19 protein-coding genes are annotated in these 19,746 nt (G+C 64.4%); 6 read left to right on the top strand and 13 right to left on the bottom strand.

The features are described 5' to 3' along the window. Positions 1–74 precede the first annotated feature (74 nt). The 3 genes from galE (at position 75) to GGD61_RS03635 (ending at position 3,744) form a co-directional block, all read left to right on the top strand. Complete coding sequence (gene galE / locus GGD61_RS03625) at positions 75–1,088, top strand: UDP-glucose 4-epimerase GalE (protein WP_091959059.1); 1,014 nt, start codon at positions 75–77, stop codon at positions 1,086–1,088. 117 nt (positions 1,089–1,205) lie between these two features. Further along, positions 1,206–3,008 (top strand): ABC transporter ATP-binding protein, encoded by a 1,803-nt coding sequence (locus tag GGD61_RS03630; RefSeq protein ID WP_018317395.1) that lies wholly within the window; start codon positions 1,206–1,208, stop codon positions 3,006–3,008. A 34-nt stretch (positions 3,009–3,042) separates the two neighbouring features. Beyond that, positions 3,043–3,744, top strand: a complete 702-nt coding sequence (locus tag GGD61_RS03635; RefSeq protein ID WP_092261081.1) for a fumarylacetoacetate hydrolase family protein — start codon at positions 3,043–3,045, stop codon at positions 3,742–3,744. A gap of 75 nt (positions 3,745–3,819) precedes the next feature. Here the strand turns inward: GGD61_RS03635 and GGD61_RS03640 are convergent, their stop codons facing one another. The 4 genes from GGD61_RS03640 to GGD61_RS03655 all read right to left on the bottom strand — a co-directional run bounded on the left by GGD61_RS03640 (position 3,820) and on the right by GGD61_RS03655 (position 6,889). After that, positions 3,820–4,278, bottom strand: coding sequence for a nuclear transport factor 2 family protein (locus GGD61_RS03640; RefSeq protein ID WP_092261215.1), 459 nt, complete (start codon positions 4,276–4,278; stop codon positions 3,820–3,822). Between the two features lie 327 nt (positions 4,279–4,605). Continuing rightward, positions 4,606–5,535 carry an aspartyl/asparaginyl beta-hydroxylase domain-containing protein gene (locus GGD61_RS03645; RefSeq protein WP_092261080.1) on the bottom strand — a complete coding sequence of 310 codons (930 nt, stop codon included), beginning with the start codon at positions 5,533–5,535 and terminating at the stop codon, positions 4,606–4,608. A gap of 128 nt (positions 5,536–5,663) precedes the next feature. Beyond that, positions 5,664–5,819, bottom strand: coding sequence for a hypothetical protein (locus tag GGD61_RS03650; protein WP_018317399.1), 156 nt, complete (start codon positions 5,817–5,819; stop codon positions 5,664–5,666). Positions 5,820–5,965: 146 nt separating this feature from the next. Further along, entirely contained in the window at positions 5,966–6,889 is a 924-nt protein-coding gene (locus GGD61_RS03655) for a LysR family transcriptional regulator (RefSeq protein WP_092261078.1), read from the bottom strand. Positions 6,890–7,103: 214 nt separating this feature from the next. Between GGD61_RS03655 and GGD61_RS03660 the strand changes: the two genes are divergently transcribed. The 3 genes from GGD61_RS03660 to GGD61_RS03670 are packed head-to-tail and all read left to right on the top strand — an operon-like array spanning position 7,104 to position 9,356. Further along, positions 7,104–7,814, top strand: a complete 711-nt coding sequence (locus GGD61_RS03660; protein WP_092261076.1) for an SDR family NAD(P)-dependent oxidoreductase — start codon at positions 7,104–7,106, stop codon at positions 7,812–7,814. A 19-nt stretch (positions 7,815–7,833) separates the two neighbouring features. Continuing rightward, a complete protein-coding gene (locus tag GGD61_RS03665) occupies positions 7,834–8,070 on the top strand; it encodes a 4-oxalocrotonate tautomerase family protein (RefSeq protein WP_028173203.1) in 237 nt (78 codons plus the stop codon). Positions 8,071–8,102: 32 nt separating this feature from the next. After that, positions 8,103–9,356, top strand: a complete 1,254-nt coding sequence (locus GGD61_RS03670) for a YbfB/YjiJ family MFS transporter (RefSeq protein WP_177237348.1) — start codon at positions 8,103–8,105, stop codon at positions 9,354–9,356. Positions 9,357–9,374: 18 nt separating this feature from the next. On the opposite strand, the gene GGD61_RS03675 is transcribed toward GGD61_RS03670, so the two are convergent. From GGD61_RS03675 to GGD61_RS03715, 9 genes are all read right to left on the bottom strand, one after another. Then, positions 9,375–10,841, bottom strand: a complete 1,467-nt coding sequence (locus tag GGD61_RS03675; protein ID WP_092261214.1) for an NAD(P)/FAD-dependent oxidoreductase — start codon at positions 10,839–10,841, stop codon at positions 9,375–9,377. A 49-nt stretch (positions 10,842–10,890) separates the two neighbouring features. Further along, on the bottom strand, positions 10,891–11,310 hold the full coding sequence (locus GGD61_RS03680; protein ID WP_092261071.1) for a nuclear transport factor 2 family protein: 420 nt from the start codon (positions 11,308–11,310) through the stop codon (positions 10,891–10,893). A 165-nt stretch (positions 11,311–11,475) separates the two neighbouring features. After that, entirely contained in the window at positions 11,476–12,897 is a 1,422-nt protein-coding gene (gene ahcY, locus GGD61_RS03685; protein ID WP_092261070.1) for an adenosylhomocysteinase, read from the bottom strand. A 124-nt stretch (positions 12,898–13,021) separates the two neighbouring features. After that, the gene (gene metK / locus GGD61_RS03690; RefSeq protein WP_092261068.1) at positions 13,022–14,218 is read right to left on the bottom strand and encodes a methionine adenosyltransferase; all 1,197 of its coding nucleotides are present in this window, start codon (positions 14,216–14,218) and stop codon (positions 13,022–13,024) included. A 62-nt stretch (positions 14,219–14,280) separates the two neighbouring features. Beyond that, positions 14,281–15,636, bottom strand: a complete 1,356-nt coding sequence (locus GGD61_RS03695) for a hypothetical protein (protein WP_018317408.1) — start codon at positions 15,634–15,636, stop codon at positions 14,281–14,283. Positions 15,637–16,112: 476 nt separating this feature from the next. Next, positions 16,113–17,228, bottom strand: coding sequence for a cobalamin-independent methionine synthase II family protein (locus tag GGD61_RS03700; protein ID WP_183230210.1), 1,116 nt, complete (start codon positions 17,226–17,228; stop codon positions 16,113–16,115). Positions 17,229–17,252: 24 nt separating this feature from the next. Beyond that, entirely contained in the window at positions 17,253–17,969 is a 717-nt protein-coding gene (locus GGD61_RS03705; RefSeq protein ID WP_092261064.1) for an ABC transporter ATP-binding protein, read from the bottom strand. Continuing rightward, the gene (locus GGD61_RS03710; protein WP_183230212.1) at positions 17,962–18,717 is read right to left on the bottom strand and encodes an ABC transporter ATP-binding protein; all 756 of its coding nucleotides are present in this window, start codon (positions 18,715–18,717) and stop codon (positions 17,962–17,964) included. Before GGD61_RS03710 ends, GGD61_RS03705 begins: the two co-directional genes overlap by 8 nt. Beyond that, positions 18,714–19,742: a branched-chain amino acid ABC transporter permease gene (locus tag GGD61_RS03715; RefSeq protein WP_092261062.1), complete on the bottom strand. Its 1,029-nt coding sequence runs from the start codon at positions 19,740–19,742 to the stop codon at positions 18,714–18,716. The genes GGD61_RS03710 and GGD61_RS03715 overlap by 4 nt, the downstream gene beginning before the upstream one ends. Positions 19,743–19,746: the final 4 nt, after the last annotated feature.

The following is a 19,746-nucleotide window of genomic DNA, read 5'->3' on the forward strand; positions in this document are numbered from 1 at the left end:
GTTCAGCCGCGCCGATACCCCCTCTTCACCACGCAAGAGCTAACTTTGCGCGTTGATCGAAGACGGGTGAGATCATGACTGTGCTAGTCACCGGCGGCGCCGGCTATATCGGAAGTCACACGGTCCTCGCGCTGGCGGAAGCCGGCGAGGACGTCGTCGTGATCGACGATCTCTCGACCGGTTTCTCCGCCTATCTGCCCGAGGGCGTGCCGCTGTTCATCGGCGATGCCGGCGACGAGAACCTGCTCGAAGGCGTGATCGCGCAGCACAACATCGAGAGCATCATCCATTTCGCAGGCTCGGTGGTCGTGCCGGATTCGATGCGCGATCCGCTCGGCTACTACCGCAACAATTTCACGACCGCGCGCAACCTGCTCAACGTGGCGGTGAAGCGCGGCATCGGCCGCTTCATCTTCTCCTCGACCGCCGCCGTCTACGGCAATCCGGACCAGGTGCCGGTGCCCGAGCACGCGCCGACGCGGCCGTTGTCGCCCTATGGCTCGTCGAAGCTGATGACCGAGATCATGCTGCACGACGTCGCCGCCGCCTACGGCATGCAGTACGTCACCCTGCGCTATTTCAACGTCGCCGGCGCCGATCCGCAGGCGCGCATCGGGCTTGCCACCGTCGGCGCCACGCATCTGCTCAAGATCGCGGTCGAGGCCGCGACCGGCCAGCGCGCCAAGATCGACGTGTTCGGCACCGACTATCCGACCCCCGACGGCAGTTGCATCCGCGACTTCATCCACGTCACGGACCTCTCGCAGGCGCATCGTTCGGCGCTGGCCTATTTGCGCAACGGCGGCGCCTCGACGACGCTCAATTGCGGCTATGGCCGCGGCTATTCGGTGCTGGAGACCATCGACGCCGTGCGCCGCGTGTCGGGCCGCAGCTTCGCCGTGCAATACGCCCCGCGGCGCCCCGGCGACATCATGACCATGGTCGCCGACACCAGCCGCATCCGCGGCCTGCTGGACTGGAAGCCGCAATACGAGGACCTCGAGACCATCGCGGCCCACGCTTTGGCGTGGGAGGACAAGCTGTTCCATGAGCGCCATGGCGAGCTCCGCCACGCCGCCTCGGCCTAGATTCCATCTGAGCGCAAGCCCTTAATTGGGCTTGAAAAACCCCGCTTGAGCGGGCACAGAGGCCCTTCGATCCCTGACGTGCGGGCAGGCTTGTCCTGCGCCGTCAATGGACACCGGATGGCCCAGTTTCCAAAGAAAATCACCGACGATCCCTATGCGGCAGCGGTCCTGATTCGCCGCCTGGTCACGGAACAGGGGGTCGTCTATTGGCGGCGCTACCTCGTAGCCTTCGCGCTGATGGCGGTCGCCGCGGGCGCAACGGCAGGCGCGACCTATGTGCTCGGCCAGGTCATCAACCAGGCCTATGTCGACAAGAACATCCCGGGCATCGCGATGTTTTCCGGGATCACGGTGATCCTGCTCTTCATCAAGGGCGTGGCGACCTACGGCCACATGGTGATCCTGACCAAGATCAGCAACGCCATCCTCGCCACCAACCAGCGCCAGCTGTTCGCGAAACTGATGCGCGAAAGCGTCGGCTTCTTCTCCGAGCGGCATTCGTCTGAATTCTTGGCCCGGCTGACGGCCGGCGCCAAGTCGATCACCGACGTCCTCAACATGCTGGTCAACGCTGTCGGGCGCGACCTGTTGATGCTGCTCGCCATGATCGGCGTGATGGTGTGGCAGGACCCGGTGATGTCGTTCATCGGCCTCGTCGTGGTGCCGCCGGCGATGCTGGTGCTGCGCAAGCTGGTCAAGCGTATCAAGGGCCTCGCCTACAACCAGTTCACCGGCACGGCCGACATCATGGAGACCATGCAGGAATCGCTGCAAGGCATCCGCACGGTGAAGGCTTTCACGCTCGAAGACACCATGCAGAGCCGCATCGACGAGAACATCGCCATCGTCGAGCGCAACGCCAACAAGATGGCGCGCGTCGCCAACCGCTCCAACCCGCTGATGGAGATGCTCGGCGGCTTCGCGGTCGCCGGCTGCCTGCTCTATGGCGGCTACAGCGTGGTCGCGCTCAACGCCACGCCGGGCGCGTTCTTCTCCTTCATGACCGCGTTCCTGATGGCGACCGAGCCGGCCAAGCGGCTGGCGCGGCTCAACATCGATTTGAACAGCCAGCTCGTCGGCGCGCGCATGCTGCTCGAAGTGGTCGACAGCCCGGCGAGCGAGCACTCCGACGACGACAAGCCGGCGCTGAAGCTCTCCGACGCCCGGATCGAGCTGCGCGACGTCAGCTTCTCCTATCGCGCCAATGAGACTGTGCTCAACCGGATGAGCTTTACCGCCGAGCCCGGCAAGGTCACCGCGCTGGTCGGCCCCTCCGGCGGCGGCAAGTCGACCGTGCTGGCGCTGCTGCTCCGCTTCTATGAAGTGACGCAAGGCGACATCGTGATCGACGGCCAGTCGATCGGCGCAGTCTCTCGCAAGTCGCTGCGGGCGCAGACCGCCTATGTCGGGCAGGACGTCTATCTGTTCCGCGACACCATCCGCAACAACATCGCTTTCGGCCGGCCAGGCGCGAGCGAGGACGAGATCACCGAGGCGGCGAAAGCGGCTTGCGCGCATGATTTCATCATGGGCTTTCCGCTCGGCTACGACACGCCGGTCGGCGAGCACGGCACGCAGCTTTCAGGCGGCCAGCGCCAGCGCATCGCCGTGGCGCGCGCGCTGATCAAGAATGCACCGATCATCCTGTTGGACGAAGCCACCGCCGCGCTCGATTCCGAATCCGAGCGGCAGGTGCAGGAGGCGATCGAGCATCTCTGCCAGAACCGCACCACCATCGTGATCGCGCATCGCCTGCACACCATCATGCATGCCGACGCGATCCTGGTGATCGAGGGCGGCGAGATCGTCGAGCAGGGCCGGCATGACGAGCTGCTCCGCCGCGGCGGCCGCTATGCCTCGTTCTTCCGCCTGCAACACTACGATGCCGGCGCTCTGGCGCCGATCAGCGCAACCGCATAGAGTTCCACTTCACCTCAAGAGCAGCGAGACCCGCATGAACGCCGCCTCCTACGTCATCCCGCTTCCGCCCCAGGCTTCGCTTCCCGTCGTCGGCGAAAGCGGCCGCTATCCGGTGCGCCGCATCTGGTGCGTCGGCCGCAACTATCTCGAGCACATCCGCGAGATGGGCAATGACGAGCGCGCCCCGCCGTTCTTCTTCGCCAAGCACGCCGACATGCTGGTGCCTGATGGCGCCACCATTCCCTATCCGCCGCTGACCAAGGATTTGCATCACGAGGTCGAGCTGATCGTCGCGATGAAGAGCGGCGGCCTGAACATTCCCGCCGACAAGGCGCTGGAGCACGTCTATGGCTATGCCGTCGGCATCGATCTCACCCGCCGCGACCTCCAGATCGCCTCGCGCAAGAAGGAGCGTCCCTGGGAGATCGGCAAGTCGTTCGACGGCTCCGCGCCGTCCTCCGCGATTCAGCCGGCCTCCAAGATCGGCCATCCCGCCAAGGGCAAGATCTGGCTCACGGTCAACGGCAAGGAAGCCCAGAAGGGCGACCTGACCGAGCTGATCTGGAACGTGCCCGAGATCATCTGGCAGCTCTCCCAGCAGGTGAAGCTCGCCGCCGGCGACATCATCATGACGGGCACCCCCGCCGGCGTCTCCCAGCTCCAGCCCGGCGACAAGCTCGAATGCGGCGTCGACGGCGTCGGCACGCTGAAGGTGAGCATCGGCCAGCCTGAATAGGCCGCACGACATCCGGAAATCGAAAGGCCCCGGACGTGTCCGGGGCCTTTTGCATTTCGGGCGGACGGGGTGGATCTACCAGGCCTTCACCGGCCGATTGGCGTGGCTCACCTGCGGCACACCGCGATTGAGCGACATGTGCGAATGCACGCACAGCCAGCCATCGGCATTCTTCGCAAAGATCATGGTCGCACGGCCCGGGCGCGGAAAGGCGCCGCCGTCGGAATGATAGCCCGTGCTCGTCCACGGCGCGATCACCGTGGCCATCGTGCCGTCGCGGGATGCCAGGACCGAGGTCTGATCGAGCACAAAACGGAAGTCCGTCGTCTTCGGCCAGACATTGTCCCATTGCGTCGAGACCCACTGATCGAGGCCGGGGATGACGTCGTTATGCGTGCCGAAGGCAAGCACGTCCGGATGGAAGAGCGGCCGCGCCGAGGCGTAGTCGACCTCGCGGACGTAGCCCGCGAAGGTTTCCAGCCAGGCCAGGAAGAACTGCTTCGTCTCGCTGTCGGCGGTCGGCAAGCGGGCCATCACCTGCTCCATCTTCGGCTACGTGATCACGGCAAGCCTTGTTGCCATGGGACAGACCTTCCAGCAAGATATGGACTTACCTGTCGACCGCGGCCTTGCTCAATCAGAGCCAAATGCAAAGATACGCAGAACTGCGAGGCTACCAGCGCCCTGATAGCTCCGCAGGGCACAAACACCATCACTAGACACGCGCGGGATCACCGCAGAAATCGCAGGGCGGGTTAGCGCAGCGTAATCCGCCAACGCATCGTGCCACACGGGAATCGTCAATCGCCGATATGCCGAATGGTGGATTACGCTTCGCTGATCCACCCTACGCATTCGTACTTAGCGCAGCGCGGACAACACGATCAGGCCGAGGATCAGCGCGGTCAGCGAGTATTTCAGCGCATAATAGACGTTGCGATTCCATGCCTTGACCTTGCGGCTGGCGAGGTGGATCTCGTAGAGCTTGCCGAACACCTTGTTGAGCACGCCGACATTCTCGCCGTCGACGTTCTGGGTCGCCGACGCCTTGACGATGTGATGGCTGACCCAGCGGTTGATCGCGGTCATGAAGCCGAATTTCATCGGGCGCTCAACGTCGCAGAACAGGATGATGCGGTTGACGTCGGTCGCATTCTCGGCGCTGTGGATGAAGGTCTCGTCGAACATGAAGGCCTCGCCGTCACGCCAGACGCATTCGACGCCGTCGACCAGGATGCGGCACTTGCTCGAGTTCGGCGTGACGAGCCCGAGGTGGTAGCGCAGCGAGCCCGCGAACGGATCTCGATGGGCACCGAGTTTGCCGCCCGGCGGCAGCATCGCGAACATCGCGCCGTGCACGCTCGGGATCGCGTTGAGCAGCTCCACCGTCTTCGGGCACAGCGTGCGCGCCGAAGGCAGGAAGTCGTCATACCATTTCAGGTAAAACCGCTTCCAGCCGCTCTTGAAGAACGAGTAGAAGCCCCAGTCGTTGTTCTTCGCAGCCGCGCGGATGAAGCCTTCGTCGAACAGGCGCACCGCCTCGTCACGGATCGTCTCCCAGTTCGCACTGAGCGGCTTCAACTCCGGAAATTGCTCGACCGGGATCACCGGCTTGTTCGGCACCGCCGAGCCCGCATACATCAGCACATTGTAGGGCGCGAGATAGGTCGAGTGATCGCCGAGCTGGCGCGCAAAGCGCAATCGCTGCTTGCCGCGGAAGTGAACGTAAATCGTCGAGGCCGCAAGCACATAAAGGATGACAAGTTGCGGTGCAAAAAGCTGTTTCAGCATATCCCCGTTCCCCAGAGACTTAGCTGAGGACGTCATCTACCTTGAGCCGGGCCGAGCGGCAATATATTCACCGCTGCGCTGCGGTCACACTGGCGAGAGCGCAGGGATGGCCCGCCGAAACCAGCCGGCTACGCCCGCGACAGTGCCTGCAGACCCTTGAAGGTCAGGCGTTTGGGGTCGGTCACCCCGGCGAGATAGAGCTGGCGGATAAAGGCTACGACAGCGCTGCGGTCGCAATCGGTCAGCGCGACAACGGCGTCGACCGCGATCTTCTGGGCTTCCATTAGGCTCACCTCGGCCTTGCGAGTAACCCCGGCCGAGACAGGCTAGGAGTCCGCGGTTAATCCGGCGTTAACCGTTCGGGGCAGCGTCGCCGATTCCTCCTCGCGGCCGAATACGTAAAACGACGCATTGCCGGGCGCGCGGTAACTCAGTGTGCACTCACGCTCTTCTTCAGCTGCGCAAAGTGCTTCTTCAGCCGCGGCACGGCAAAATCGGTAAAGGCCCGCACCTTCGGCACGGAGAGCCGACCCTGCGGGCAGATCAGGTGCGCCGGCATCTCCGGATCCTTCTCGCCGGCCAGCACGATCTCGAGCTCGCCGCGCGCAACCTGCTCGGCCACCTGGTACGAATACATCCGCGCGACGCCGCGGCCGGCAACGGCGGAGGCTACGGCCGCGTAGGTGCTGTTGACGATAAGACGCGGCGTGAACTGCACCGTACGCGGCACCGACCCACCGGCCTGCGGCGCGAAGGTCCAGGAATTGGGCAGATGGGCCATCGCCACGATCTGATGCTTGGCAAGATCGCCGGGCTCGGTGATGCGGGGATGCTGCTTCAGATAGCGCGGGGCCGCGACGACCACGCGGCTGATCTCGCCGACCCGCATCGCCACCATTGCCGAGTCCGCGAGAGGGCCGATGCGAAGCGCGATGTCGATGCCCTCCTCGATCAGATTGACAGCGCGATCGAACAGCAACAGCTTGGCCGACACCGTCGGACAGGCGTCGAGAAATGCATCCAGAATCGGCCGCAACACTATCTCGCCCGACACCACGGGAGCGGTGATCGTGAGCAGGCCGCGCGGCGCCGACCGCGGTCCGGCCGCGATGTCGTCGGCCTCCTCCAACTCGGTGAGCACGCGACGGCAGATCGCGACATAGCGCTCGCCCTCCTCGCTGAGCTTGATCGAGCGCGTCGTCCGGTGCAGCAGCTCCGCGCCGACCCGTTCCTCGAGAAAGGCGATGGCGCGGCTCACCGCCGCCGGCGAGCGGCCGAGCTTGCGGCCGACGGCAGCCAGGCTGCCCTCGTCCACCGCAAGGACGAACACTTTCATCGCATCCAGACGATCCATGCCTTCCCGTCGCCCCCTTGGATTCCGGCCGCAGGCTAGGCGTTCCCCTCCGCGGCGACAACCGTCGCCAGGCGCCGACCCGTCATTCGTACGCGCCGCGAAAGAGTGTCTGACGGACGGCGGGCATTCGCGGCCGGGCTGCCGCAGCGTACCTCAGGACCCAAGCCAGCCGAGTGCTGACGCAGGTTCTCAAGGCCAACAACAGGAGCCCGTCATGGGTATCGAGCAGAAAGTCGCCATCATCACCGGTGCTTCGCAGGGCATCGGCGCCGCCCTGGTCCAGGGTTTTCGCGATCGCAACTACCGCGTCGTCGCAACGGCACGCTCCATCAAGCCGTCGGGTGACGACGACGTCCTCGCCGTGGCGGGCGACATCGCCGAGCGGAGCACCGCCGAGCGTGTGGTTTCGCAGGCCGTCGCCCGCTTCGGACGAGTCGACACGCTGGTCAATAATGCCGGCATCTTCGTCGCAAAGCCGTTCACGCAGTACACGGCCGAGGATTACGCGGCGGTGATGGGCACCAACGTCGCGGGCTTCTTCCACATCACGCAGCTCGCCATCGCCGAGATGGAGAAGCAGGGTTCGGGCCATGTCGTTCAGATCACGACCACGCTGACCGATCAGGCCAATTCGAACGTTCCCGCGGTGCTGGCCTCGCTGAGCAAGGGCGGCCTGAACGCCGCGACCAAGTCGCTTGCGATCGAATACGCCAAGCGCGGCATTCGCGTAAACGCGGTCTCGCCGGGGATCATCAAGTCGCCGATGCATCCGGTCGCGACGCATGCCCAGCTAAACGCGCTGCACCCGGTCGGTCACATGGGCGAGATGTCCGACATCGTCGAAGCCGTCCTTTATCTCGAGGGCGCCTCCTTCGTCACCGGCGAGATCCTGCATGTCGACGGCGGCCAGAGCGCCGGCCACTGAGCGTGAGAGGAGAGCCACGATGCCCATCGTCACCATCCAAGTGACCCGCGAAGGAACGACGCCGGGAGCGGCGTCGCTCACCGCGGAGGAGAAGGCCGCGCTGATCAAGGGATCGAGCCAGCTGCTGCTCGACGTGCTCGGCAAGCCGCTCGATTCGACATTCGTCGTGATCGAGGAAGTCGACACCGACAATTGGGGCTGGGGCGGCCTGCCCGTGCCGGAGTTCCGGCGCCGTCGCGCCGCCCAGACAGGATGATCCGCGCGCGATCGTGCGCGCAGGAGGATGACATGACCAGCGCAGATCTGAAACCACTCGTCGAGGCTCGGCCGCATCCGACGGCGGCATCGGCTTCACGAGAGGCTTCGTCAAAGCAACGTTCTTCGCAACAGACCTGGCGATATGCGGTGGCGGGATTGTCCGCCTCACTCGTCGGACTTGGCCTCGCCCGCTTTTCCTACACGCCGCTGATCCCCGCCCTGATCGCTGCAAACTGGTTCAGCGCATCGGATGTCGTCTATCTCGGTGCTGCGAACCTCGCCGGTTATCTCGCCGGCGCGCTCACCGCACGGCGTGCCGCCAGTCGGATCGGCGCGGTTCGCGCGCTGCGGGCGATGATGCTGCTTGCGACTCTCTCCTTCTTCGCCAGCTCATCGCCGGTGTCGTTCACCTGGTTCTTCGCCTGGCGCTTCCTCTCCGGCCTTACTGGCGGAATCATCATGGTGCTGGCGGCCTCCGTCATTCTGCCGCACACCTCAGCTGCGAGGCGCGGCATCGTCGGCGGCGTGATCTTCGCCGGCGTCGGCCTCGGCGTCGCCGCATCGGGCACGCTGGTGCCGCTGCTGCTGCAACAGGGACTGCAGCAGAGCTGGTATGGGCTCGGCGTGCTCTCCGCCCTGCTCACCCTCGCAAGCTGGTGGAACTGGCCTGCCGAAGCGAACAGCGACACTGCGCCTTCTCAAACCAAGCACCAAACCTCGCCCATCGCCCGCGCGCTGATGATCCAGTACGGCCTCAACGCGGTGGCATTGGTGCCGCACATGGTCTTCATCGTCGATTTCGTGGCGCGCGGCCTCGGCCAGGGCATTGCCGCTGGATCGCGCTATTGGGTGCTGTACGGCCTCGGCGCCATCGTCGGTCCGCTCGTCACCGGCCATCTCGGTGACCGCGCCGGGTTCGGTCCGGCGCTGCGGGCGGCCTTTCTGATCGAGGCGGCCGCCGTGCTGCTGCCGACCGTCAGCACCGCGCCTCTTTCGCTGATCGTATCGAGCATCGTGATCGGCGGCTTCACGCCCGGCATCGTGCCGCTGGTGCTCGGACGCATCCATGAACTCGTTCCGCACTCCGCCGAGCAGCAGCGCGCGACCTGGAGCCATGCCACTACCAGCTTTGCACTGTTCCAGGCCGCGGCCGCTTACGGCTTCTCCTGGATCTACGCGCAGACCGGCGGCGATTATCAGGTGCTGTTCGCACTCGGCGGCGGCGCGGTGGTGCTGGCGCTCGCGGTCGACCTTGCAATGGCGCTTGCCAGGCGCAAGGCGTAACGACCGGCGGCGGCGCGATCAGGAATATCGCATCACGCCGTCGTCGATCCGGCCGAAGCGCAAGGAGACGATGTCGAGCGCGTAGTTCTGGTACAGCCGCCACGGCTGCTTGGAGCCCTGCTTTGGCATCTTGGCCACCGAGCGCTGCACATAGCCCGAGGTGAAGTCCAGCGACGGCTGCGCGGTGATCTCGGGGTCGTCATTATGCGGCACGCACTGGCGGAAATTGTGCCGGTCCATGTAGTTGATGAGCCGGCAGACATATTCGCAGGTGAGGTCGCATTTCAGCGTCCAGGACGCATTGGTGTAGCCGAAGGCCGAGGCCATGTTGGGCACGTCCGCATACATCATGCCCTTGTAGGTCAGCGTATTGGCGAAATCGACGGCACGGCCGTCGACACTGACGTCGAGACCGCCGACGACCTGAAGCACCAGCCCGGTCGCCGTCACGATGATGTCGGCCGCAAGTTCGCTGCCATCCTTCAGGCGAACACCCTCGCGCGTGAACGTGTCGATCTCGCTCGTCACGACGGCGACGCGCTGCTCGCGGATCGCCTTGAACAGGTCGCCATCGGGCACCAGGCAGAGCCGCTGGTCCCAGGGATTGTAGCGCGGCGTGAAATGGGTGGCGACGTCGTAGTCCGGACCGAGCGCCATCTGCACGCCCTTGAGGACGAGCTCCTTGACCTTCGCAGGCCGGCGCCGGCTAAGCTGGAAGAAGAACATCCCCCACATCACGTTGCGCCAGCGGATGACATGATAGGCAAGCCGCGTCGGCAGATTTCGGCGGATCTTGTTGGCGACGGGATCCTGCGCCGGGCGCGACACCACGTAGGTCGGCGAGCGCTGCAGCATAATGACCTGTGTCGCCTTCTTGGCGAGCTCCGGCACCAGCGTCACCGCGGTCGCGCCCGAGCCGATCACCACGACGCGCTTGCCCGCGTAGTCGATGTCCTCGGTCCATTTCTGCGGATGCACGATGCGGCCGACGAAATCAGCGGAGCCCTTGAACTCCGGCGTGTAGCCCGCCTCGTATTTGTAATAGCCCGAGCACATGAAGAGAAAATTGCAGGTGAAGCGCACCAGCTCCGTCGCGCCCTCGCCCGTGATGCGCTCGGCCTCGATGGTCCAGCGCGCGTCCGGCGTCGACCACGAAGCCCGCTTGACGCGATGGCGGAAGCGGATGTGCTTCTCGATGCCGTTCTCGGCCGCGGTCTCGCGCACATAGTTCAGGATCTGCGCCCCGTCGGCGATCGCCTTCGGATCGGTCCACGGCTTGAACGAATAGCCGAGCGTGAACATGTCGCTGTCGGAGCGGATGCCGGGGTAGCGGAACAGGTCCCAGGTGCCGCCGATGCAGTCGCGCCCCTCCAGGATGACGTAGCTCTTGGTGGGGCACTTGGTCTGCAAGTGATAACCCGCGCCGATGCCGGACAGCCCGGCACCGACGATGAGGACGTCGAAATGTTCTTTGGCTTCGGTCATGGCGTTCTCCCTCGTCATAGCATGGGCAGCGCCGCGCCGAATTGCAACATCACGGGACGGTGGCGCCGTAGACTGTGGCGGTGTCGAAATACTCGTGGAATTCGACCACCTTGCCGTCCTTGAAGCGCCAGTAATCGACCTTCGGCGTCTTCGCGACCTTGTTGGTCTTCTTGTTCGTCCACGCGCATTCGCCGCGCGCGAAGACGGTGTCGCCCTGCGCGACGAATTCGTCCATCGTATAGTACTGCATGCTCCAGTCGGCCAGCAGACCGTCGAAATAGCTGCGCAGCGCATTGCGATCGTCATAACGCTTGGCAAAAGGCACCGCCGCAGCTCCCTGCGGAATCGAATCGAATTTGATTTGCGGGCCAATGACATGGTCGAACCAATAGTCGACGTTCTTGCCCTTGCTCTCGCTCCACTCGCGATAGGCTTCCTTCAGAAGCTGAACGTTGGCTTCGCTGGACATCGCATTCCCTCCATATGCATTTTGACAATGAACGTAGGAAAAAGCGGCCGCCCGCTCCGGAAGTGGCAGGCTTGTTTCGGCTCTACCTGAAAGCGTACCACAGGAAGGCCCAACAAAAAAGGCCCCGGATCACGCCGGGGCCTTTGTGTCGCAACTGCGTGCGGATCAGTAGCGGTAGTGGTCCGACTTGTACGGACCTTCCTGCTTGACGCCGATGTAGTCGGCCTGGTCCTTGCGCAGCTCGGTGAGCTTGACGCCGATCTTGGCGAGGTGCAGGCGCGCGACCTTCTCGTCGAGCGACTTCGGCAGCACGTAGACTTCCTTCTTGTACTTGCCGTCCTTGTTGTTGGCGAACAGCTCGATCTGCGCCAGCGTCTGGTTGGTGAAGGAGGCCGACATCACGAAGGACGGATGGCCCATCGCGTTGCCGAGGTTCACGAGGCGGCCTTCCGACAGCATGATAATGCGATGCTTGTCGGGGAATTCGATCTCGTCGACCTGCGGCTTGATGTTGGTCCACTTCAGGTTACGCAGACCCGCGATCTGGATCTCGTTGTCGAAGTGACCGATGTTGCAGACGATGGCGCGATCCTTCATCGCGCGCATGTGCTCGATGGTGATGATGTCCTTGTTGCCGGTCGCGGTGACGAAGATGTCGGCGCGGGGCGCGGCGTCTTCCATGGTCACGACTTCGTAGCCTTCCATCGCGGCCTGCAGCGCGCAGATCGGATCGATTTCCGACACCATGACGCGGCAACCGGCCTGACGCAGCGAGGCCGCCGAACCCTTGCCGACGTCGCCGAAGCCGGCGACCATCGCGACCTTGCCCGACATCATCACGTCGGTGCCGCGGCGGATGCCGTCGACCAGCGATTCACGGCAGCCGTAGAGATTGTCGAACTTCGACTTGGTGACGCTGTCGTTGACGTTGATGGCGGGCCACAGCAGCGTGCCGGCCTTCTGCATGTCGTAGAGACGATGCACGCCCGTGGTGGTCTCTTCGGACACGCCCTTGATGCTCTTGGCGATCTCGGCGAAGTAGCCCTTGGGCTTTTCCTTGAGCTGCTTCTTCAGCAGCGCGAAGAAGACTTCCTCTTCTTCCGAACCCGGCTTGTCCAGGAACGCAGCGTCGCCGTTCTCGGCGCGCAGACCGAGATGGACGTACATGGTGGCGTCGCCGCCGTCATCGAGGATCATGTTCGGGTGACCGCCGCCGTGCCAGTCGAACAGTTTTGCGGTGTAGTCCCAGTACTCGGTCAGCGTCTCGCCCTTGACGGCGAAGACGGGGATGCCGGCGGCCGCGATCGCGGCGGCAGCGTGGTCCTGCGTCGAATAGATGTTGCAGGAGACCCAGCGAATGTCGGCGCCGAGGGCTGCCAGCGTCTCGATCAGCACGCCGGTCTGGATCGTCATGTGCAAGGAGCCGGCGATGCGGGCGCCCTTCAGCGGCTGCTTCGGGCCGTACTCTTCGCGGGTGGCCATCAGGCCGGGCATCTCGGTCTCGGCGAGCGAGAGCTCCTTGCGGCCGAAATCGGCGAGCGAAATGTCCTTGACGATGTAATCGGTGAAGCCGGGCTTCGCGTTCATTGGAGGTTCCTGTTTGTTTGGCTCGTCATTCCGGACCCGCTCGCGAAACGAGCGAACCCGGAATCAAGCATTTCGAGATTCCGGGTTCGCCGCTGTTGCGGCGCCCCGGAATGACGCAAGTGAATCAGAGCGCGCGCTTGAGCTGCTCGACGAGATCGGTCTTCTCCCAGGAGAAACCGCCCTCGTTGTCAGGCGTGCGGCCGAAATGGCCGTAGGCCGAGGTGCGCGCGTAGATCGGGCGGTTGAGGTCGAGATGGCTGCGGATGCCGCGGGGCGTCAGATCCATCGCCTGCGCCGCCGCCTTCTCGAGCTGCTCCTCCGACACCTTACCGGTGCCGTGGGTGTCGATGTAGATCGACAGCGGACGCGCCACGCCGATCGCGTAGGCCAGCTGCAGCGTGCAGCGGTCGGCAAGGCCGGCGGCAACGATGTTCTTGGCGACGTAGCGCGCAGCATAAGCCGCCGAGCGGTCGACCTTGGTCGGATCCTTGCCGGAGAACGCGCCGCCGCCATGCGGGGCCGCGCCACCATAGGTGTCGACGATGATCTTGCGGCCGGTCAGGCCGGAGTCACCGTCCGGACCGCCGATGTAGAACTTGCCGGTCGGGTTGATGTGCCAGATCGTCTTCGGCGTGATCCAGTCCTTCGGCAGCGCCTCGCGCACATAGGGCTCGACGATGTCGCGGATCTGCTTGGACGAGATGTCCTCGACCAGGTGCTGATGCGAAACCACGATCTCGCGCACGCCGACCGGCTTGCCGTTCTCGTACTGCACGGTGACCTGGCTCTTGGAGTCCGGACCGAGCACCTTCTCCTTGCCGGAGTGACGGGCTTCGGAGATCAGGCGTAGGATCTTGTGGGCGTAGAAGATCGGCGCCGGCATCAGATCGGGCGTCTCGTTGGTGGCGTAACCGAACATGATGCCCTGGTCGCCCGCGCCCTCTTCCTTGACTTCGCCCGGCTGCAGCGCATCGACGCCCTGGGCGATGTCGGCCGACTGCGGATGCAAGAGGATCTCGATGTCGCAGGTCTTCCAGTGGAAGCCTTCCTGCTCGTAGCCGATGTCCTTGATCGCGCCGCGGACGACGCCCTCGATCTGCTCGTTGGTCACCGACTTCGGACCGCGGGTCTCACCGGCGATCACCACCTTGTTGGTGGTCGCGAGCGTTTCGCAGGCGGCGCGGATCTGCCAGGGGTCGATGCCGGCCTTCGGCCCTTCGCGGTAGAACAGATCGACGATCTCGTCGGAGATCCGGTCGCACACCTTGTCCGGATGGCCCTCGGACACGGACTCGCTGGTGAAGAGATAGGACGCGCGCATCAGTAACCCCTTGTTCCGCCGCTAGACCGGCGGGCGTTTGCGATGTTTACCTGTGGATGATGTCAATCACGCCGGCGCGAGATGACGTAGGATTCGTCGAGAAACCAGAGCCCATTGTACTTCCGCAGCACGTCCCTGGCGGCATCCAGAGTGCGGCCGTTTTGAGTCATTTCTGTCAACCGGTCGTCCTCAATCTGAGCGACATACACCGCCGCATTCCACGCTGCAAAGGCCGTCGAGGTTCCGATCGTCCCGGTTACCTCGTTGGGCAGCGCTTCCATATCATACCTGAAGATCGAGCGGTTATCCGCATACGCATTAAAATTTAAGTCGCGGCCCAACGAACCAAGTTCGTACTTAACGGCGCGCAATAGCTCATGACGGCTCACAGCGAAAGGATTTTCTCCGGGCCAGATCGCCTGGATCATTTCCATGCCCGGATCCTGGCCATGGGAGTGGATTCCGATCAGACGGCCTCCCGGCCGAAGCGCCCGCGCCAGGGGCGCGATGATCCGCTTGGCCCGGAAGTTGACCGAGGACAGGGCGCGGTAGGGCTGGGATGCGATGACGAGGTCGAAATTGGCTTCGGTCTGGCCCGGCCGCGGAATGGTCGAATCCAGCAAGAACCTGTGGTCCTCGCGATAGAGCACCAGGACGACCGGCCGCTCGTACAGCGGCATGGCGGTGCGTGGGCTGATCGCGGCACGCCAGTTCTGCTCGAGGAACGGCCTCAGCTCCGCGATCTGCTGCTCGAACTCGCCCGATGAGGCGCCCCGCAGCGGGACCTCATGCCAGACGGTCGCCGCCGCCGCCGCAGGCGATGCCGGCGTCAGCCAGGGCGCCTCCGAATAGAACATGTTGGTGAAGACGAACACCGACGCCGGATGCTCGAAAATGCGATCCGGCACCTTCTCCAGCGTCAGGCGCAGGTCCTCCAGGCTGAGCTCCTTGCCGGCGACGTAGAACGGCATGTGCGGGTAGCGCTGGTGCGTCGCGCGCAGCACCCGCGCCAGCACCGTGCCGTCGCCGACGCCGGCGTCGAACACGCGCAGGGCCGGCGGGCGCGGATGGATGGAGGAAAGCTCCAGCGCGACCCTGTCGGCGATCACCCGCTTTTCGCTGCAGGTGTGGACGAACAGCAGGTATTTCTGGCGGTTCTCGAAAAAGCGGAAATTGCCGCGCGGATCGCGCTTTTCGGGCGGCACCTGAAGCCCGCGCGGCGGCGGCACGCCGCCGGCCATGGACGCCGCCATATAGGCCTGGATCCGGTCCAGCGTATCGATGGTGATGCGCTTGCCCTCGCGCAGGCGATGCACCAGCTTCCCATCGTTCACCGCGCGCCGGCCGAACGTCGATTCCGCCATGTCCGCCTTGCGGCAGAACTCCGTGATCTGGCTCAGGATTTCGTCGTTTTTCATGAGTGGGACGCGGTGGGCAGAATGATTGGGATCTGCCTCCTAGCAAATTCTGCCCACTCAGGAAATAGGGGATCCATGCCGTTGCGCCGCAGTCCCATCCACTTGCCGATGCGATCGCGCCGGCCAGGTTGCGTTCGACAACCGAGGCGCGACTCGCCGCTCGCGCGCCATGCGCGGCGCCAAGTCTGAAGGTTGAGCAGAGATGATGACGCGGGTGCGGGGGGAGGCGGAGTCGGCCACGACGAATAAGCAGGTGCGTGGTCGATGCTGCCGGGCGAGGTCTGGCGGAGAAGTGAGGGTGGGCTTGCGCGCCCGCAGGTCAGGAGCGCCGCGCTATTGGCCCTACACTCAGGTGTCATCGCCCGGCTTGACCGGGCGATCCAGTATTCCGGAGACGCCGACGTGATACGGAGAAGCCGCGACGTACTGGATTCCTCGCCTTCGCGGGGAATGACAGCGGAGTTCTGTGACGCTTACTAGCCCCACACTTCCTTCGCGATCTCGACCGCAAGGCTCAGCTTCGCCCACTGCTCTTCCTCAGAGAGGACGTTGCCCTCTTCCGTCGAGGCAAAGCCACATTGCGGCGACAGCGCGAGCTGCTCCAGCGGGGCGAACTTGGCGGCTTCTTCCAGACGGCGCTCGATATCGTCCTTCTTCTCGAGCTCGCCGAACTTCGAGGTGATGACGCCGACCACGACGACCTTGTTGCCCTTGGGCAGGAAGCGCAGCGGCTCGAAGCCGCCGGCGCGGTCGCTGTCATATTCGAGGAAATAGCCGTCGTAATTGGTGCCGGCGAGCATGGTCTCGGCAACCGGCTCATAGCCGCCCGAAGAAATCCAGGTCGAACGGAAATTGCCGCGGCAGACATGCGTCGTCACCACCATGTCCGCGGGCTTCTCGGCCAGCGCGTAGTTGATGATGCGGGCATAGATCTGCTGGAGACCGTCCGGATTGTCGCCGCGCTCGCGCGCCTTCTGCAGTTCATCCTGCGAGCAGAGATAGGCCCACACGGTGTCGTCGAACTGGAGATAGCGGCAGCCGGCGTCGTAGAACGCCTTGACGGCTTTCCGGTAGGTCTTGCCGAGGTCTTCGTAGAAGGCTTCGAGATCGGGATAGACGTCCTTGGAAATCGACTTGCGGCCGCCGCGGAAGTGCAGCACCGCCGGCGAAGGTATCGTCATCTTGGCGGCCACGTGGGCCTGGTCGGCGACCTTCTTCAGGAAGCGGAAGTGGGCCAGCATCGGGTGGTCGTCGGGAAAGTCGAGCTTGTCGATCACCCGCACCGCGTCGTGCCGGGTCTGCACGCCTGCGAACTGGATGCCGGTGTCAGGATGAAACAGCTCGCAGCCGGTGAGCTTGGCGAGGAAGTCGAAATGCCACCAGGAGCGGCGGAACTCGCCGTCGGTCGCGAGCTTGAGCCCGATCGAGGCCTGCTTGTGCACGACCTTCTCGATCTCCATGTCCTCGATCTTGCGCAGATCGTCGGCCGAGATCTCGCCCTTCTCGAGCCGGCTACGGGCTTCCTTGATCTTGGCCGGACGCAGGAGGCTGCCGACCTCGTCGGCGCGGAAGGGGGCTTTGGTTCGCTGCATGTCTTACTCCCTGGACATTTTAGTTTAGTGAGCCGCCGCCCCGGCGACGCCGAGATGGCGTTCCAGGACCGAGGGGTCGGTTTTCAGCGCGGCGCTCGGAGCGTCGTGGACGATCGTTCCGCGCTCCAATATCACAACGCGGTCGGCCAGCCCCAGAATCTTTTGGGCATTCTGTTCGACGATGATCGAGCAGATGCCGCCTGCCCGCGTGATGCTGCCGATCGCCTTCAAGAGCTCCTCGACGATGATGGGAGCAAGGCCCTCGGTCGGCTCGTCCAGCAGCAGCACTTTCGGGTTGAGGGTGAGCGCCCGGCCGATCGCCAGCATCTGCTGCTCGCCGCCGGAGAGCTGGTTGCCGAAATTGCTCCGCCGCTCCTTCAGCCGCGGAAACATCTCGTAGACCTTCTCGACCGTCCAGGGACCGGGCTGCGCCACCGCGGTCATGTTCTCTTCCACAGTGAGCGAGCGAAAGATGTTGCGCTCCTGCGGCACCCAGCCGATGCCGGCGCGCGCGCGCTGGTCGGGCCGGAGCGAAGTGACATCGGTGCCAGCGAGTGCCACGCTGCCTGAGAAGCGGCGGGTGACGCCGACGATCGAATTGATCAGCGTGGTCTTGCCGGTGCCGTTGCGGCCCAGCAGCGCCAGCACCTGGCCCTCGGCGAGGCGCAAGGACATGTTGGGCAGCACCACCGCCTCGCCATAGCCGGCGCGCAAAGCCTCGATCGCGAGCAGGTCAGACATTGACCGCCTCCTCGCCGAGATAGACGGCCTTGACCTGCGGATCGCGCGCCACCTGCTCGGGCGGGCCCTCGGTGAGCAGCGCACCCGAAACCAGCACGGAGATGCGGTCGGCGAAGGAGAATACGAGATCCATGTCGTGCTCGATCAGCAGCACCGTGACTTCGCGCGGCAGCGCGCCGACCACGGCGAGAATGTCGTGGCGCTCGCTCTCGGGCACGCCGGCGGCGGGCTCATCGAGCAGCAGCACGCGCGGTTTGGCGGCGATCGCGACCGCGATCTCGAGCAGGCGCTGCTTGCCGTAGGGCAGCGTCACGGTCTGCTCATTCATGACGTCGAGCAGATGGAAGCCCGCCAGCAGATCGGCGATCTCGCCGTTGACGTCGCTGCGCGTGCCCATCCGCCGCCACCAGTCGCCGCCATGGCCGAGGCGCTCGGAGACGGCTAGGCCAATGGTCTCGAGCGGAGTCAGGTCGGGATAAAGCTGGTTGATCTGGAAGGTGCGCGAGAGGCCACGCAGCACGCGCTTGTGCACGGGCAGATCGGTGATGTCCTGGCCCTCGAGCAGGATGCGGCCCGAATTCGGCTTGAGCACGCCGGTGAGCTGGTTGATGACCGTGGTCTTGCCGGCGCCGTTCGGGCCGATCAGCGCGTGGCGGGCGCCCTGCTCGATCTTCAAGGACAGATCGCGGGTGACGCGCAGCCCGCCGAACTGCTTTTCGAGATTTTGGGTTTCGAGCACGATGGTCATGCGTCGCTTTCCGGCACGGCGACGATGGCCTTGCGTCCCGCAATCTGCCTGATGACCAGATTGGGCAGGTACAGCACCCAGCGGTGCAGGCGCTGACGGCCGACCAGCACGATCACGACCAGCACCAGGCCGATCCAGAACTGCCAGTATTGCGGGGTGATGGTGGAGAACACTTCCTGGAGCATGCGGAAGATCACCGCGCCAACCAGTCCGCCATAGAGGTAACCGGTCCCACCGATGACGAGCACCAGCATCAGATCGGCGGAGCGTTCGAAGGCAAACACATCGAGCGAGGCGATCGCCGTTGTCTGGGTGAACAGCGCGCCCGCGACGCCGGCGTAGAACGCCGCGAGCGTATAGATCGCGATCAGGCGGCGGTTGACGGGAATGCCGATCGCGGCGGCGCGCAGCGGATTGTTCTTGATCGCGCGCAGCGACAGGCCGAACGGCGAATGCACGACGCGGCGGGCGAACAGGAAGAGGAGGAACAGGACAGCCAGCGAATAGAAGAAGCCGGCCTTGCCGAACATGTCGAACGGAATCGCGCCGAAGATCGGCTGCATCTCGATGCCCTGCAGGCCGTCGGTGCCGCCGGTGATGTTGGAGAAGCGTTCGGCGAGCGCTTCCAGCAGCAGCGCGATGCCGAGCGTCACCATCAAGCGCGTCAGGTCAACGCCGCGGATCACCAGGAAGCTGGTGGCAAAGCCGAGCACCATCGCGGCGAGGCCAGCGACGATCAGCGCCAGCACGGGCTCGCTCACGATACCATGGAGCGCGAGAAGCCCCGCGGCATAGGCGCCGACGCCGAAGAAGGCAGCATGCCCGAGCGAGACGATGCCGGCATAGCCGAGGATGAGATCGAGCGACATCGCAAACAGCGCCAGCCGCAGGATGTCGGTCATGATCAGATAGCGCGTGGGAAATGCAAAGCCGCAGGCCAGCACGATCAGCCAGAAGGCGACTTCGCCGTAGTGCCAGCGCGCCTGGCGCTGGGCGTGAAAACCGACGTCGGAGGAAGCGCTCATCGGC

The sequence above is a fragment of the Bradyrhizobium sp. SBR1B genome (assembly GCF_014198205.1).
Taxonomy (GTDB): domain Bacteria; phylum Pseudomonadota; class Alphaproteobacteria; order Rhizobiales; family Xanthobacteraceae; genus Bradyrhizobium.